General features: G+C 52.2%; 13 protein-coding genes. 8 read left to right on the forward strand and 5 right to left on the reverse strand.

Annotation, left to right across the window (positions count from 1 at the left end; all coding sequences use genetic code 11):
* Window positions 1–204: 204 nt before the first annotated feature.
* From lon to bolA, 5 genes are all read right to left on the reverse strand, one after another.
* Window positions 205–2,559, reverse strand: coding sequence for an endopeptidase La (gene lon / locus MWH02_RS06475; protein WP_101762422.1), 2,355 nt, complete (start codon window positions 2,557–2,559; stop codon window positions 205–207).
* Between the two features lie 188 nt (window positions 2,560–2,747).
* On the reverse strand, window positions 2,748–4,019 hold the full coding sequence (clpX, locus tag MWH02_RS06480) for an ATP-dependent protease ATP-binding subunit ClpX (protein ID WP_008103932.1): 1,272 nt from the start codon (window positions 4,017–4,019) through the stop codon (window positions 2,748–2,750).
* A gap of 129 nt (window positions 4,020–4,148) precedes the next feature.
* Window positions 4,149–4,772 (reverse strand): ATP-dependent Clp endopeptidase proteolytic subunit ClpP, encoded by a 624-nt coding sequence (gene clpP, locus MWH02_RS06485; protein ID WP_007886971.1) that lies wholly within the window; start codon window positions 4,770–4,772, stop codon window positions 4,149–4,151.
* Window positions 4,773–5,107: 335 nt separating this feature from the next.
* Window positions 5,108–6,412 carry a trigger factor gene (gene tig / locus MWH02_RS06490; protein ID WP_008103935.1) on the reverse strand — a complete coding sequence of 435 codons (1,305 nt, stop codon included), beginning with the start codon at window positions 6,410–6,412 and terminating at the stop codon, window positions 5,108–5,110.
* 302 nt (window positions 6,413–6,714) lie between these two features.
* A complete protein-coding gene (gene bolA, locus MWH02_RS06495) occupies window positions 6,715–7,029 on the reverse strand; it encodes a transcriptional regulator BolA (RefSeq protein WP_008103937.1) in 315 nt (104 codons plus the stop codon).
* Window positions 7,030–7,296: 267 nt separating this feature from the next.
* Between bolA and MWH02_RS06500 the strand changes: the two genes are divergently transcribed.
* The 8 genes from MWH02_RS06500 to MWH02_RS06535 all read left to right on the forward strand — a co-directional run bounded on the left by MWH02_RS06500 (window position 7,297) and on the right by MWH02_RS06535 (window position 16,102).
* A complete protein-coding gene (locus MWH02_RS06500; protein WP_007886975.1) occupies window positions 7,297–7,875 on the forward strand; it encodes a lipoprotein in 579 nt (192 codons plus the stop codon).
* A 54-nt stretch (window positions 7,876–7,929) separates the two neighbouring features.
* Window positions 7,930–9,417 carry a muropeptide MFS transporter AmpG gene (ampG, locus tag MWH02_RS06505; protein WP_271460109.1) on the forward strand — a complete coding sequence of 496 codons (1,488 nt, stop codon included), beginning with the start codon at window positions 7,930–7,932 and terminating at the stop codon, window positions 9,415–9,417.
* A gap of 434 nt (window positions 9,418–9,851) precedes the next feature.
* Window positions 9,852–10,778 (forward strand): cytochrome o ubiquinol oxidase subunit II, encoded by a 927-nt coding sequence (cyoA, locus tag MWH02_RS06510; RefSeq protein ID WP_101762426.1) that lies wholly within the window; start codon window positions 9,852–9,854, stop codon window positions 10,776–10,778.
* Between the two features lie 4 nt (window positions 10,779–10,782).
* Window positions 10,783–12,765, forward strand: coding sequence for a cytochrome o ubiquinol oxidase subunit I (gene cyoB, locus MWH02_RS06515; protein WP_101762427.1), 1,983 nt, complete (start codon window positions 10,783–10,785; stop codon window positions 12,763–12,765).
* Complete coding sequence (locus tag MWH02_RS06520) at window positions 12,765–13,379, forward strand: cytochrome o ubiquinol oxidase subunit III (RefSeq protein WP_192414027.1); 615 nt, start codon at window positions 12,765–12,767, stop codon at window positions 13,377–13,379. The genes cyoB and MWH02_RS06520 overlap by 1 nt, the downstream gene beginning before the upstream one ends.
* Window positions 13,379–13,708, forward strand: coding sequence for a cytochrome o ubiquinol oxidase subunit IV (locus MWH02_RS06525; RefSeq protein ID WP_007886986.1), 330 nt, complete (start codon window positions 13,379–13,381; stop codon window positions 13,706–13,708). The genes MWH02_RS06520 and MWH02_RS06525 overlap by 1 nt, the downstream gene beginning before the upstream one ends.
* Window positions 13,709–13,719: 11 nt before the next feature.
* A complete protein-coding gene (gene cyoE / locus MWH02_RS06530) occupies window positions 13,720–14,607 on the forward strand; it encodes a heme o synthase (protein ID WP_008103945.1) in 888 nt (295 codons plus the stop codon).
* Window positions 14,608–14,737: 130 nt separating this feature from the next.
* Window positions 14,738–16,102, forward strand: a complete 1,365-nt coding sequence (locus tag MWH02_RS06535; RefSeq protein ID WP_192236709.1) for an MFS transporter — start codon at window positions 14,738–14,740, stop codon at window positions 16,100–16,102.
* Window positions 16,103–16,129 lie beyond the last annotated feature (27 nt).

The following is a 16,129-nucleotide window of genomic DNA, read 5'->3' on the forward strand; positions in this document are numbered from 1 at the left end:
CCCCTCTTTTATTATTCACATCGCACCCGTGCTTCCCGCCCGGTGCGAACGCGCAGCCAGTTATATCAAGCCTGTGGAGCTGAAACAACGGTATTCATCTTAATCGTTGATCCAGCAGCCCACTAAGTTAGCGGCACAAAAAAAAGCTGGCAAGCACCATTTTGCCTGCCAGCTTCGCTTTTTAGCGGTTTATGCCGCTAATCACTATTTTGCGGTCGCAACCTGCATGCCGTAAGGCGCATTTTCCAGTGCCAGGTTCAGCACTTCTTCAATACGCTTCACCGGATGAATCTCGAGATCGGCAATCACGTTCTGGGGAATATCCTCCAGATCGCGCTTGTTTTCGTCCGGGATCAGCACGGTTTTGATGCCGCCACGGTGTGCCGCCAGCAACTTCTCTTTCAGGCCACCAATCGGCAGAACCAGACCACGCAGGGTGATTTCACCGGTCATTGCGACATCAGAACGCACCGGGTTACCGGTTAAGCAAGACACCAGCGCGGTGCACATAGCGATACCGGCGCTCGGGCCATCTTTCGGTGTCGCACCTTCTGGTACGTGCACGTGGATGTCGCGTTTCTCGTAGAAATCACCGTTGATGCCCAGTTTCTCTGCACGCGCGCGCACCACAGTCAGCGCGGCCTGAATTGATTCCTGCATCACTTCGCCCAGCGAACCGGTGTACGTCAGCTTGCCTTTACCTGGTACGCAGGCGGTTTCAATGGTCAGCAGATCGCCGCCCACTTCCGTCCACGCCAGACCGGTCACCTGACCTACACGGCTTTCGCTCTCTGCGCGACCATAATCAAAGCGCTGCACGCCCAAGAAATCCTTGAGATTATCGCCGTTGATCACGATGTGCTTTTTCGACTTATCCATCAGCAGCGCTTTGACTGCTTTACGGCACAGCTTGGAGAGTTCGCGCTCCAGACTACGCACGCCCGCTTCACGCGTGTAGTAGCGGATGATGCCAACAATCGCGCTATCGTCGACGGTGATCTCTTTCTCTTTCAGCGCATTACGTTCAATCTGCTTCGGCAGCAAATGTTGCTTCGCGATGTTCAGCTTTTCATCTTCGGTGTAACCGGAGAGACGAATCACTTCCATACGGTCAAGCAACGGTGCTGGGATGTTCATGGAGTTTGAGGTCGCCACGAACATAACGTCAGAGAGATCGTAATCCACTTCCAGATAGTGATCGTTAAACGCGATGTTCTGCTCAGGATCCAGCACCTCAAGCAGCGCTGAAGCCGGATCGCCACGCATGTCAGAAGACATTTTGTCGATCTCATCCAGCAGGAACAGCGGGTTTTTGACGCCCACTTTCGCCATTTTCTGGATCAGCTTGCCAGGCATAGAACCGATGTAGGTACGACGATGTCCGCGGATTTCCGCTTCATCACGCACGCCACCCAGCGCCATACGCACGTATTTACGCCCGGTGGCCTTAGCAATCGACTGTCCCAGCGAGGTTTTACCCACGCCCGGCGGTCCAACCAGGCACAGAATTGGGCCTTTGATTTTGCTAACGCGACTTTGCACCGCAAGATACTCAAGGATGCGATCTTTGACGCGCTCCAGACCGTAATGGTCGATATCCAGCGTTTCCTGCGCTTTACGCAGGTCTTTTTTCACCTTGCTGCGCGCCACCCACGGAACCTGAACCATCCAGTCAATATAGCCACGCACCACGGTCGCTTCTGCAGACATCGGCGACATCATCTTCAGCTTCTGCAGCTCAGCTTCGGCTTTTTCACGCGCTTCGGTCGGCATTTTGGCCGCTTCAATCTTACGTTTCAGCGCCTCGTACTCATCCGGCGCATCATCCATTTCGCCCAGCTCTTTCTGAATGGCTTTCATTTGCTCATTCAGATAGTACTCACGCTGGCTTTTTTCCATCTGCTTTTTAACGCGGTTGCGAATACGCTTCTCAACCTGCAGCAGATCGATTTCTGATTCCATCATCGCCATCAGATATTCCAGACGTTCATTGACGTCGGACATCTCCAGCACGGACTGTTTATCAGCCAGTTTCAGCGGCATATGCGCTGCGACGGTATCGGCCAGACGAGCCGCATCGTCGATGCTGTTGAGGGAGGTTAAGACCTCAGGTGGGATTTTTTTATTGAGCTTGATGTAGCCTTCAAACTGGTTGATGGCCGTGCGCACCAGCACTTCCTGCTCGCGCTCTTCAATTTCTGGCGAGACAAGGTATTCGGCCTGGGCAACAAAATGGTCGCCATTATCAGCCAGCGTGGTGATGTGCGCGCGTTGTAAACCTTCGACCAGCACTTTTACCGTGCCATCTGGAAGTTTCAGCATCTGCAATACAGAAGCGACGGTCCCTACTGAGAAGAGATCGTTAATGCCAGGTTCATCCGTTGAAGCCTCTTTCTGTGCAACCAGCATGATCTTTTTATCATGATCCATCGCGGCTTCGAGGCACCGAATCGATTTTTCCCGGCCAACAAACAACGGAATTACCATGTGCGGATAAACCACCACGTCGCGCAACGGCAACACGGGGATTTCAATGCGTTCAGAACGCTCAGGATTCATAGAGCTCTCTCTTAGTTTAATGTCCGCCAGGTGATGGGTACCGCGCAATAGAGGTTTTGCAGTTAAACCCACAGGATATTGAGTATATGGGGATGCTTATACGACATTCAATGTCACTGGCGAGAGAAAAACAAAAGGGGAAAGATTTTTCCCCTTTTTTAAGATAACAACGTGGTGCAATTGTTTATTTATTCACCAGAAGCCTGGGCTTCATGCTTTCCATAAATCAACATCGGCTCGGATTGACCTTCAATGACTGATTCATCAATCACCACTTTTTCAACGTCATCCATCGAAGGCAGGTCGTACATAGTTTCAAGTAACGCACCTTCAACGATAGAACGCAGACCACGCGCACCGGTTTTACGTGACATCGCTTTTTTAGCGATTGCCGTTAAGGCTTCGTCGCGGAATTCCAGTTCTACGCCTTCCAGATTGAACAGCGCCTGATACTGTTTGGTCAGCGCATTCTTCGGCTCACGCAGGATCTGAATTAGCGCTTCTTCACTCAGTTCGCTCAGCGTTGCCACAACCGGCAAACGACCGATGAACTCAGGAATCAGGCCAAACTTGATCAAATCTTCTGGCTCAACCTGAGACAGCAATTCGCCTTCACTCGCCTTCTGGGATTTCCCCTTCACGGTTGCGCCGAAGCCGATGCCGGATCCGGTTTCAACACGCTGGGAGATCACCTTGTCGAGACCGGCGAATGCGCCACCACAGATAAACAGAATCTTGGAGGTATCAACCTGCAAGAACTCCTGCTGCGGATGTTTACGTCCGCCCTGCGGCGGTACAGCAGCCACGGTGCCTTCAATCAGTTTCAACAGCGCTTGCTGTACGCCTTCGCCCGAGACGTCACGGGTGATCGACGGGTTGTCAGACTTACGAGAAATCTTGTCGATTTCATCGATGTAGACAATGCCGCGCTGCGCTTTCTGCACGTCGTAATCACACTTCTGCAGCAGCTTCTGGATGATGTTTTCAACGTCTTCACCCACATAACCCGCTTCGGTCAGCGTGGTGGCATCCGCCATCGTGAAGGGCACATCCAGCAAGCGCGCCAGCGTTTCGGCCAACAGTGTTTTACCGCTACCGGTTGGACCGATAAGCAAAATGTTACTTTTGCCCAGTTCAATACCGTTGCTGGTATCGCCATTGCGCAGGCGTTTGTAGTGGTTATACACCGCTACTGCCAGCACTTTCTTCGCCCTTTCCTGACCAATAACATAGTCATCAAGGTGATGGCGGATTTCATGCGGCGTCGGCAGTGAGCTACGCTCGCGGTGCGGCGCAACTTCCTTAATCTCTTCGCGAATGATGTCGTTGCAAAGATCAACGCACTCATCGCAAATGTACACTGACGGCCCGGCAATTAGCTTACGGACTTCATGCTGGCTTTTGCCGCAGAAAGAGCAGTACAGCAACTTACCTGAACCGTCTTTGCGCTTATCTGTCATCAGCTAACCTCTTTTCTTTCTCAGACCAAATTTGTTGTACGGCGCTGGCCGTACATCAACGGCCGATATGCATTCAACCCATCTGCCTGCTACCCGTTAACTATAGCGTAAGGGGCAGACAGATGTGTCTTATTGGCGATGCGTCAGGATTGAGTCAACCAAACCGTACTCAACCGCTTCGCCCGCAGAGAGGAAACGATCGCGCTCAGTGTCGCGTTCAATCTCTTCCAGCGATTTGCCAGTGTGCTCAGCCATCAGCTCATTCATGCGCTGCTTCACTTTCAGGATTTCGCGCGCATGGATTTCAATATCCGTCGCCTGACCCTGATAGCCGCCCAACGGCTGATGAATCATCACACGTGAATTAGGCAGGCAGAAGCGTTTACCTTTGGTGCCTGCTGTCAGCAGGAACGCACCCATTGAACAAGCCTGCCCCATACAGATGGTGCTGACATCCGGCTTGATAAACTTCATTGTGTCATAAATCGACATCCCAGCAGTAATCACGCCGCCTGGCGAGTTAATGTAGAGATAAATGTCTTTTTCAGGATTCTCAGCTTCCAGAAACAGCATCTGCGCCACGATCAGGTTAGCCATATGATCTTCAACCTGACCAGTCAGGAAGATCACACGCTCTTTGAGCAGGCGAGAGTAGATGTCGTAAGAACGCTCGCCGCGCGAGGTTTGTTCGACCACCATTGGCACCAGCGCCATGTGCGGTGCAGTAAATTCACGATCGCCACTGTATGACATTACCGTCTCCTGATAAATTTCATTGGCAACATTCTGTACCGATTTTACGTGAGGCGCGCCGGGAAAACTATGCGCTGCAGTCTCACTCCGCAGTAACAAGACGGTTAATCAGTCAGTCTCACTGTTTTCATGCATTCTCCCTGTATCTGGGGATGCTGCCCAGTTGTTTCAAGCATAACAACCTTTTGCCCATTCGCTAACACGGAAAAAGAGCTTAGCGGATAATTTGCCGATTAATTAAGCAAATAGAGGGCAAATCGGTGTATTTGGCGCCAGAAACGAAAAAGCCCGCGACTTTTCAGTCACGGGCTTAGCACTAATGGTTAACGAGTGAATCAGGCCGCAGAGGTCTGGTTCATCAGTTCCTGGAAGTTAGTGGCTTTATCGGTCACTTTCGCTTTCGCCAGTACCGCTTCAACCGCTTGCTCTTCCAGAGCCACGTTGCGCATGTTGTTCATCAGCTCGCTGTTCTTGCTGTAGAACTCGATCACTTCCTGCGGATCTTCGTACGCAGAAGCCATCTCTTCGATCAGCGTTTTAACGCGATCTTCGTCAGCCTGCAGTTCGTTGATACGAATCACTTCGCCCAACAGCAGACCCACAACGACGCGACGTTTAGCCTGCTCTTCGAACAGTTCGCGTGGCAGTTCCAGCGCTTGCTTCTCGTTGCCACCAAAACGCTGTGCAGCCTGACGACGCAGAACGTCAATTTCGCTGTCGATCAGCGCAACCGGAACATCGATGTCGTTGGCGTTAACCAGACCGTCGATTGCCTGCGTCTTGACGCGGTTACGGATAGCACCTTTCAGCTCGCGATCCATGTTCTTACGCACTTCAGCACGCAGACCGGCAACTGAACCATCTTCCACGCCAAAGCGCTTGATGAACTCTTCAGTCAGCTCTGGCAGTTCGCGAGTTTCAACTTTCTTCAGCACGATTTCGAACTTCGCATCTTTCCCTTTCAGGTTTTCTGCATGGTAATCGTCTGGGAATTTCACGTCGATAGTGAAGGTTTCGCCGGCTTTGTGGCCAACAACGCCCTCTTCGAAGCCTGGGATCATACGGCCCTGGCCCATTGCCAGCACGAAGTCAGAGGCTTTGCCGCCTTCAAACTCTTCGCCGTCAACAGAACCGCTGAAGTCGATGGTCGCGCGATCTTCAGCTGTCGCTGCGGCATCGCTCTCTTTCCAGGTCGCCTGCTGCTTCTGCAGGGTTTCCAGCATGGTATCAACGTCAGCGTCAGTCACTTCTACCACTGGCTTCTCAACTTCGATTGCATCAAGGCCTTTCAGCTCAACTTCTGGATACACTTCGAACTCAACCGCGTAGGTGAAGTCTTCGCCTTCTTTATATTCGCCCGGCACATAGTTTGGTGCGCCAGCCGGATTGATTTTCTCTTTGATGATGGCGTCAACGAAGTTGCGCGTCATCAGCTCGCCCAGCACGTCCTGGCGAACAGAAGCACCGTAGCGCTGAGAAATGATGTGTGCCGGCACTTTGCCTTTACGGAAACCGTCGATACGGACTTTCTTAGCCACTTCCACCAGTTCTTTCTTTACTGCGCTTTCGATGCTGTCAGCTGCAACAGTAATCGAAATGCGACGGCCCAGACCCTGAGTGGTTTCTACTGAAACTGTCATCTTGTTACCTCAAAAAATCACGTGCTCGGTCAACTTCAGACACCACACATAAAATGCGCCGTATCCAACAACCGGGACGGCCTCTGCAGGCAGAACCAAATCCCTGTCACCAGAAGCGTCCCGAAGACATTCCGGAAAAATAGACGCAGCATTATAGCGGCATCGCTGGAATGAGTCGAGGCTGCAAACTCACCACTTTTTAGCGGTTTTGCTGCTTTTTTGCGCCGTAGATCGCGTTTGAGTGTAATAAATGAAAAGAAAACGGCCCGCAGGCCGTTTTTAAGGATGAGTAAAAAGGGAATTCAGGCGAGCGTTCCCGCGCCGCGACAATTCGGCGAGGCCAAAACCGTATCCTGTAATCCATCCCACTCTTTTTGCGTGTAGGTATGCAGTGCCAGCGCGTGTACGCTGCCCGCTAATTCGGTTGCCAGTTCGCCATAAATAGCGCGATGACGTTGCAGAAAGCGCTGACCGGTAAATCGATCGCTGACAATCACCACTTTAAAGTGACTTTCAGAACCGGCGGGCACGTTATGACGGTAGCTTTCATCATGCACTTCAAGATGTGCAGGCTCGAAAGCGTTACGCAACTTTTCTTCTATTTGTTCGCGAATCATGATTAACACTCCTTTCCGGCGAGCGCTGTGCCCATCTGTTTAAATATTAGTAGGTTTTTCACCGCTTCCGCAGGTTGGCCGTAAATAAATCCGCCAGCGCTGCGCATAGTAACTTGCTTATCTCTCAGGTCAACTGGCTGGCGTTTCATCCTGTCCGAAAAAAGCCTTTACAATCAATTTCCATTGGCCCGGGGCTTTTTTCACCGCTGCGCAATGCTATGATGGCCGCAGTTTTGCAAACCAACCCATATGCTAACGAGAATGAGTATGTTGAAAAAACTGTTATTCCCTCTGCTGGCTGCTTTTATTTTGGCCGGCTGTGCCAGCAACAACACCACATTGGATATTCAACCGAAGATTCAATTACCGCAGCAAGATCCAAGCCTGATGGGCGTCACCATCAGCGTTAACGGTGCCGATCAACGTTCCGATCAGGCGCTGGCCAAAGTAAACCGCGATGGTCAGTTGATCACGCTGACACCATCACGCGACCTGCGTTTCCTGCTGCAGGAAGTGTTAGAGAAGCAGATGACGTCACGCGGCTACATGATCGGCCCAAGCGGTGCCGTTGATCTGCAGATCGTGGTGAATGGTCTGTATGCGGATGTGACCCAAGGCAACGTGCGCTACAGCATTACCACCAAGGCGGATATCTCCATCATCGCCACCGCGAAAAACGGTAACAAGCAGGTGAAAAACTATCGCCAGACTTACAGCGTAGAAGGCGCGTTTACCGCCACCAACGCGAAGATCACCAACGCGGTTAACTCAACCCTGAGTGACGTGATTGCTGATATGGCGCAGGACACCAGCGTTCACAACTTCATTAAGCAGAACGCCCGCTAATTTCCGCAGTATTTTGCCCGGCGACTCTCAGCCGGGCTTCATTTCAGGTTGGCTATGACATCTCACTATCTGCGAATTTTTACCCAACGTAATGCGGCGGTATTGCTGCTGCTGGGTTTTGCCTCAGGCTTACCGCTGGCGTTAACCGCCGGAACATTACAAGCGTGGATGACGGTAGAGAATGTTGACCTGAAAACCATCGGTTTCTTCTCCCTTGTCGGTCAGGCTTACGTGTTTAAGTTCCTGTGGTCGCCGATGATGGATCGCTATACGCCACCGTTTCTTGGCCGCCGTCGCGGCTGGCTGCTGGTCACGCAGTTGGCGCTGATTGGCGGCATTATTGCGATGGGCTTTATGCAGCCTTCGCGTGACTTAACGCTGCTGGCCGCGCTGGCGGTGCTGGTTGCCTTCTGTTCGGCTTCACAGGATATCGTGTTTGATGCCTGGAAAACCGATGTGCTGCCGCCGGAGGAGCGCGGCAGCGGCGCGGCAATCACCGTGCTGGGCTATCGTCTGGCGATGTTGATTTCAGGCGGACTGGCGCTGTGGATTGCGGATCGCTACCTCGGCTGGCAAGCCACTTACTGGCTAATGGCGCTGCTGATGGTGCCGGGCCTGATCGCCACGTTGCTGGCGAAAGAACCGGTGGCGCCAGCGCGCGAACCGCACTCGCTACGCCAGGCCGTGACATTCCCGCTGAAAGACTTCTTCCAGCGTAACAATGCCTGGCTGCTGATCACGCTAATTATCCTTTACAAGCTTGGCGATGCATTTGCCGCCTCGCTCACCACCACCTTCCTGATTCGCGGCGTCGGCTTTAGCGCGGGCGATGTCGGTCTGGTGAACAAAACGCTGGGTTTGTTGGCCACCATTATTGGTGCGCTGTATGGCGGCGTGCTGATGCAGCGCCTGAGTTTGTTCCGCGCCCTGATGATTTTTGGCGTGCTGCAAGCGGTGTCGAATTTTGCTTACTGGTTGCTGGCGGTAACGCCACCGCACTTGTGGAGCATGGCCAGCGCGGTCTTCATTGAAAACCTGTGCGGCGGCATGGGCACCGCGGCCTTTGTCGCGTTGCTGATGACATTGTGCAACAAATCCTTCTCGGCGACGCAGTTCGCACTGCTCTCTGCCCTCTCCGCCGTGGGCCGCGTTTACGTCGGTCCCGCCGCCGGTTGGCTGGTTGAAATGTGGGGCTGGCCGACCTTCTATGCTTTCACCGTGTTTGCTGGCGTACCGGGATTACTGCTGTTATGGCTGTGTCGCGGCACTTTACATAGCATGCAGCAAAGCGGGGAGTTTGTGATGCGCAGCTTGTGGCCGCAAGGTTACCGCTGGACGGTGCGTCTGTTTAGCATCGGCTGCGGCTTGCTGGCCTTGTGGTTGCTGGCCTTAGCCCTTCACGCCAGCGGCGTTGTGCAGATTAATGCGCTACTTACGCCAATGTTTGAAGCCGGCATGGCATTTGCGCTGTTGGCGGTCGCACTCGGGGTTATTTTGGATAGTTTGGCATTAAAAAAAGCGGCGCGGGAAAATCTGGGTTGAGTAAGCCAATTTTCATAACGAAATAATGGGCTAAAAATATCAGTTGCTCATTTTCCCAATAGCATTTTTTTTAAAGCGAATTAGAAACATTAAATTAACAACTGCGAGCGAATATTTAAATCCGGTGCGCAATTACTTTGTATAAAAGTCATCGCCGAAATGATGCAGAAATGTTAAATAAATGAGTATTAAGAGTACGGTTTATACTTTCCCTGGTTTTTCTGCGGTTTCTACCATTGGTTTTTGTTATATTGATGCCAACTGCTTGTCGCAGTTAATAATTTGTCACCCTGCGTAACATCTGTGACACCCTTAGCAAAAGGTGTCAACAGCCTTCTGACACATCCTTAAGCTGGTTTACACTGCATAAACCTTCCCGTAAAATGCGCGCACACTTAAACGACAATAGAGCCCTTTGTCATTGAGGTCGTTAAATGAGACTCAGTAAATACAATAAAAGTTTGGGGATTTTGTCATTAATTGCAGGCGCTGTATTACTCAGTGGCTGCGATAGTGCGTTGTTAAATCCCAAAGGACAGATTGCACTGGAGCAACGTTCGTTGATTCTGACAGCTTTCGGCTTGATGATGATCGTAGTTATCCCGGCAGTCTTCATGGCAGTATTCTTTGCCTGGAAATATCGGGCAACCAATACTAACGCAACTTATAGCCCTAACTGGTCACACTCAAACAAAGTGGAAGCCGTGGTCTGGACCATTCCGATCCTGATCATTATCTTCCTCGGCGTTTTGACCTGGAAATCAACCCACGCGCTGGAGCCGAGCAAACCGCTGGTTTCTGACGTTAAACCGGTTGAGATCGACGTAGTGGCACTGGACTGGAAATGGCTGTTCATTTACCCGGAACAGGGTATTGCAACCGTCAACCAGATTGCCTTCCCGGCAAACACTCCGGTGAACTTCAAGATCACCTCCAACTCCGTGATGAACTCCTTCTTTATTCCTACTCTCGGCAGCCAGATTTATGCGATGGCCGGTATGCAGACCAAATTGCATCTGATCGCCAACGAGCCAGGAACATTTGACGGTATCTCTGCGAACTTCAGTGGTCGTGGTTTCTCTGGCATGAAGTTCAAAGCCATTGCAACTAAAGACGATGCGGAATTCCAGCAGTGGGTTGCCAAAGTTAAAGCGGCACCTAACGCGCTGAACACCATGGATGATTTCGAGAAACTGGCTACGCCAAGCGAAAATCACCCGGTGGAATATTTCTCAACGGCAAATCCAGAACTGTTCAAGCAAGTGATTGATAAGTTCATGATGAGCCACGGGAAGATGGACATGCCAGAACATAAAGGCATGGACATGAGTCACGCCGCTTCCGCGGGAGCCGAGGAATAATACGATGTTCGGAAAATTAACACTGGATGCAGTGCCATACCACGAACCCATTATCGTGGTTACGGTCGCCGCTATCATCTTAGGTGGTCTGGCGCTGGTTGCTGCGATTACCTACTTTGGTAAGTGGCAGTACCTGTGGTCAGAATGGTTCACCTCCATTGACCACAAAAAACTGGGTATCATGTACATCATCATGGCTTTCGTCATGTTGCTGCGCGGCTTTGCCGATGCGGTAATGATGCGTACCCAACAAGTGATGGCTTCCGCTGGGGAAGCCGGCATACTACCGCCGCACCACTACGACCAGATCTTCACCGCTCACGGCGTGATCATGATCTTCTTCGTGGCGATGCCGTTCGTGGTAGGTCTGATGAACATCGCGGTACCGCTGCAAATCGGTGCTCGTGACGTTGCCTTCCCGTTCCTGAACAACCTGAGCTTCTGGTTTACCGCGATCGGTGTGATCCTGGTGAACATCTCTCTGGGTGTGGGCGAGTTCGCACAGACCGGCTGGTTGGCTTATCCGCCGCTTTCGGGTGCGGAGTACAGTCCTGGCGTCGGGGTCGATTACTGGATCTGGAGTCTCCAGCTGTCCGGTATCGGTACGACACTGACCGGTATCAACTTCTTCGTTACCATTCTGAAGATGCGTGCGCCGGGCATGGACCTGTTCAAAATGCCGGTATTCACCTGGGCATCACTGTGTACTAACGTCCTGATCATCGCTGCGTTCCCGGTACTGACCGTTACGCTGGCACTGTTGACGCTTGACCGTTACCTTGGCTTCCATTTCTTCACCAATGAAATGGGCGGTAACATGATGATGTACGTCAACCTGATTTGGGTCTGGGGTCACCCGGAAGTGTACATCCTGGTTCTGCCTGTGTTTGGTGTCTTCGCTGAAGTCACGGCGACCTTCTCTAAAAAGCGTCTGTTCGGTTACACCTCTCTGGTGTGGGCGACCATCGCGATTACCGTTCTGTCGTTCATTGTTTGGCTGCACCACTTCTTCACCATGGGTGCGGGCGCGAACGTAAACGCCTTCTTCGGTATCATGACGATGATCATCGCTATCCCGACCGGCGTGAAAATCTTCAACTGGCTGTTCACCATGTATCAGGGTCGCGTTGAGTTCCACTCAGCGATGCTGTGGACCATCGGCTTCCTGGTTACCTTCTCTATTGGTGGTATGACAGGTGTTCTGCTGGCGGTTCCAGGTGCGGACTTCATTCTGCACAACAGCCTGTTCCTGATCGCGCACTTCCATAACGTGATTATCGGTGGTGTGGTGTTCGGTTGTATGGCTGGCGTGACCTACTGGTTCCCGAAAGCGTTCGGCTTCACGCTGAATGAAAAATGGGGTATCCGCGCGTTCTGGTTCTGGATCATCGGCTTCTTCGTGGCATTCATGCCGCTGTATGCGCTGGGCTTCATGGGCATGACGCGTCGTATCAGCCAGGATATCGATCCTCAGTTCCACTCACTGCTGGTGGTTGCAGCAGGCGGTGCGGCGCTGATCGCTTGCGGTATCCTGTGCCAGGTTACCCAGTTCTACGTTTCTGTGCGTGACCGCGACCAGAACCGTGATCTGACCGGTGACCCGTGGGGTGGACGTACGCTGGAGTGGGCAACCTCTTCACCGCCGCCGTTCTACAACTTTGCTGTTATCCCGCATATCCATGAGCGCGATGCGTTCTGGGAAATGAAAGAGAAAGGCGAAGCGTACAAGCAGCCAGAAAAATATGAAGAAATTCATATGCCGAAAAACAGTGGCGCAGCTGTTGTTATCGCGGCTCTGATGACTGTATTCGGTTTCGCCATGATCTGGCATATCTGGTGGCTGGCTGGCCTCACCTTCGTGGGCACCATCATCACCTGGATTGTGAAGAGCTTCGATGAAGACGTGGATTACTACGTACCGGTTGCTGAAGTCGAGCAGATCGAGAAGAAGCACTTTGACGAAATCAGCAAAGCAGGTCTGAAATAATGTCAATTGAAACTGCAAAACACCACCACGACGCCCATGCGGAGCATGGGCATCACGATGCAGGAGCCAATAAAGTCTTTGGCTTCTGGATCTACCTGATGAGTGACTGCATTATCTTCGCAACCCTGTTTGCGACCTATGCAGTTATGGTCAATAACACTGCCGGTGGCCCGGCAGGTAAAGACATCTTCGAACTGCCGTTCGTTCTGGTCGAAACCGCGCTGCTGCTGCTCAGCTCCATTACCTATGGTATGGCAGTGATCGCGATGAACAACCAGAACAAGGGCTCGGTCATCAGCTGGTTAGCGTTGACCTTCCTGTTCGGTGCGGGCTTTATCGGCATGGAAATCTATGAATTCCATCACCTGATCAAAGAAGGCTTCGGTCCCGATCGCAGCGGCTTCCTGTCAGCGTTCTTTACGCTGGTCGGCACGCACGGTCTGCACGTGACCTCTGGCCTGATCTGGATGGCAGTGATGATGTTCCAGATTTCTAAACGTGGTCTGACTGCAACCAACCGCACCCGTATCATGTGCCTGAGCTTGTTCTGGCACTTCCTGGATGTGGTTTGGATCTGCGTATTCACCGTTGTCTACCTGATGGGAGCCATGTAATGAGTCATTCTGTTAACGAACATGGCGCTTCTCACGGTAGCGTGAAGTCTTACATGATCGGCTTCGTCCTCTCTATCATCCTGACCGGTATTCCGTTCTGGATGGTCATGGATGGCGGCGCTTCACACGGCACTATTCTGGGTGTGGTTCTGGTGTGTGCGGTAGTTCAGGTGCTGGTTCACCTGGTCTACTTCCTGCACTTAGACAGCAAATCAGAAGGTGGCTGGAACATGGTGGCCATTGTCTTCTCAGCACTCATCATCTTGATTGTTGTCGTAGGCTCACTGTGGATTATGTGGAACCTCAACTACAACATGATGGCCCACTAAAGAGTCGCGTAATGATTAAGCAATACCTGCAAGTAACAAAACCAGGAATTATTTTCGGCAATTTAATTTCTGTGATCGGTGGATTCCTGCTGGCTTCGAAAGGCAGCATTGATTACACCCTGTTTCTCGCCTCGCTGGTTGGCGTATCGCTGGTTGTCGCATCAGGTTGTGTTTTCAACAACGTGATTGACCGCGATATCGACATCAAAATGGAGAGAACGCGGAACCGTGTTCTGGTCAAAGGCCTGATCTCGGCGAAAGTAAGCCTGGTTTATGCAACCGCATTGGGTATTGCTGGCTTTGCGTTGCTGTATTTCGGCGCTAACCCGCTGGCCATGTGGCTGGCGGTGATGGGCTTCGTGGTTTACGTAGGCGTTTATAGCCTCTATATGAAGCGTAACTCTGTCTACGGCACGCTGATTGGTAGTCTCTCTGGCGCTGCGCCGCCGGTGATTGGCTACTGCGCAGTGACCAACCAGTTTGATGCTGGCGCGTTGATTTTACTGGCTATCTTTAGCCTGTGGCAGATGCCGCACTCCTATGCGATTGCCATCTTCCGCTTTAAAGATTACCAGGCAGCCAACATCCCGGTTCTGCCAGTGGTGAAAGGCATTTCGGTGGCAAAAAATCATATTACGCTATATATCCTGGCGTTCATGATTGCCACGCTGATGCTGACCCTTGGCGGTTACGCGGGCTACAAATATCTGGTGGTGGCTGCGGCCGTTAGCGTGTGGTGGCTCGGCATGGCGCTTTCAGGTTACAAAACCTCAAACGATAAAGTTTGGGCGCGTAAACTGTTTGTGTTCTCGATTGTCGCTATCACCGCTCTGAGCGTGATGATGTCCGTTGATTTCATGACGCCAGCGTCGAAAGATTTACTGACTTACGTCTGGTAATTCAGCTCCGCAAAACCAGAAAGGGCGCGAATTTCGCGCCCTTTCTTTTTGTTACCACTGCTTAAGAACAAATGTTTTACCCGCCCTGCCCTGCTGCCTAAAATGGGCGCAGTATAATTTTGAGGTAAACATGAACGACAATAAAATGACGCCAGTAGAGCTTCGTGCTACATGGGGTTTAGGTACCGTTTTTTCCCTGCGCATGCTGGGAATGTTTATGGTCTTGCCGGTACTCACCACGTACGGCATGGCGTTACAGGGCGCCAGTGAAACACTGATTGGGTTCGCAATCGGTATCTATGGTTTGGCACAAGCCATCTTCCAGATTCCTTTTGGTCTGCTCTCCGATCGCGTCGGCCGAAAGCCGCTGATCGTTGGCGGGCTGCTGCTGTTCGTTTTCGGCAGCGTCATCGCCGCCACCTCCGACACCATTTGGGGCGTGATTTTAGGCCGCGCGTTACAAGGCTCCGGCGCGATTGCCGCTGCGGTAATGGCGTTGCTGTCAGATTTAACCCGTGAACAAAACCGCACCAAGGCGATGGCGTTTATCGGCATCAGCTTCGGCGTCACTTTTGCTATTGCGATGGTAGTTGGCCCGATTGTCACCCACGCACTCGGCTTGCACGCGCTGTTCTGGATGATCGCCATCCTCGCGACGCTTGGCATCGTCATCACCTTATTAGTGGTGCCGAACGCACCAAACCACGTATTGAACCGCGAATCCGGCATGGTGAAAGGCAGTATCCGCGCGGTGTTGACCAATCCAAAACTGTTAAAACTGAATATCGGCATTCTCTGCCTGCACATTCTGCTGATGTCGAGCTTCGTGGCGCTGCCGGGACAGTTTGAACAAGCCGGTTTACCGGCGGCCGAGCACTGGAAAGTCTATCTGGTGACGATGTTGGTGGCCTTTGTTGCCGTGGTGCCTTTCATTATCTATGCCGAAGTGAAGCGCCGCATGAAGCGCGTGTTTGTCGGCTGCGTGGCGATCATCATCATTGCAGAAATCGTATTGTGGGGCGCGGCAGGCCACTTCTGGACGCTGGTGATTGGTGTGCAGCTGTTCTTCCTCGCCTTCAACCTGATGGAAGCGATTCTGCCATCACTGATCAGCAAAGAGTCGCCGCCGGGCTACAAAGGCACCGCGATGGGCATCTACTCCACCAGCCAGTTCATTGGTGTGGCGATTGGCGGCAGCATGGGCGGATGGATCTATGGTCATGTTGATGCTCAAACCGTGTTCCTGGTCGGTGCGATTGTCGCGGCTGCCTGGCTGTTTGTGGCGATGTCGATGCAGGAACCGCCTTACGTCAGCAGCCTGCGCATTATGCTCAGCGATGCGGTGCTGGCGGTGCCGAATCTGGAGAAGCGTTTGAAAGCGCAGCCCGGCGTGGCGTCGGTGTTTATCGTGCCAGAAGAGAAAAGTGCTTACATCAAAATCGACAGTAAAGTGACGAGCCGCGTCGAACTCGAAGCGCTGCTCGCCAGTTGCTAAATGACCAGCCCGACCATCGCGTCGGGC

Source organism: Pantoea leporis, from assembly GCF_028048155.1.
Taxonomy (GTDB): Bacteria; Pseudomonadota; Gammaproteobacteria; order Enterobacterales; family Enterobacteriaceae; genus Pantoea; species Pantoea leporis.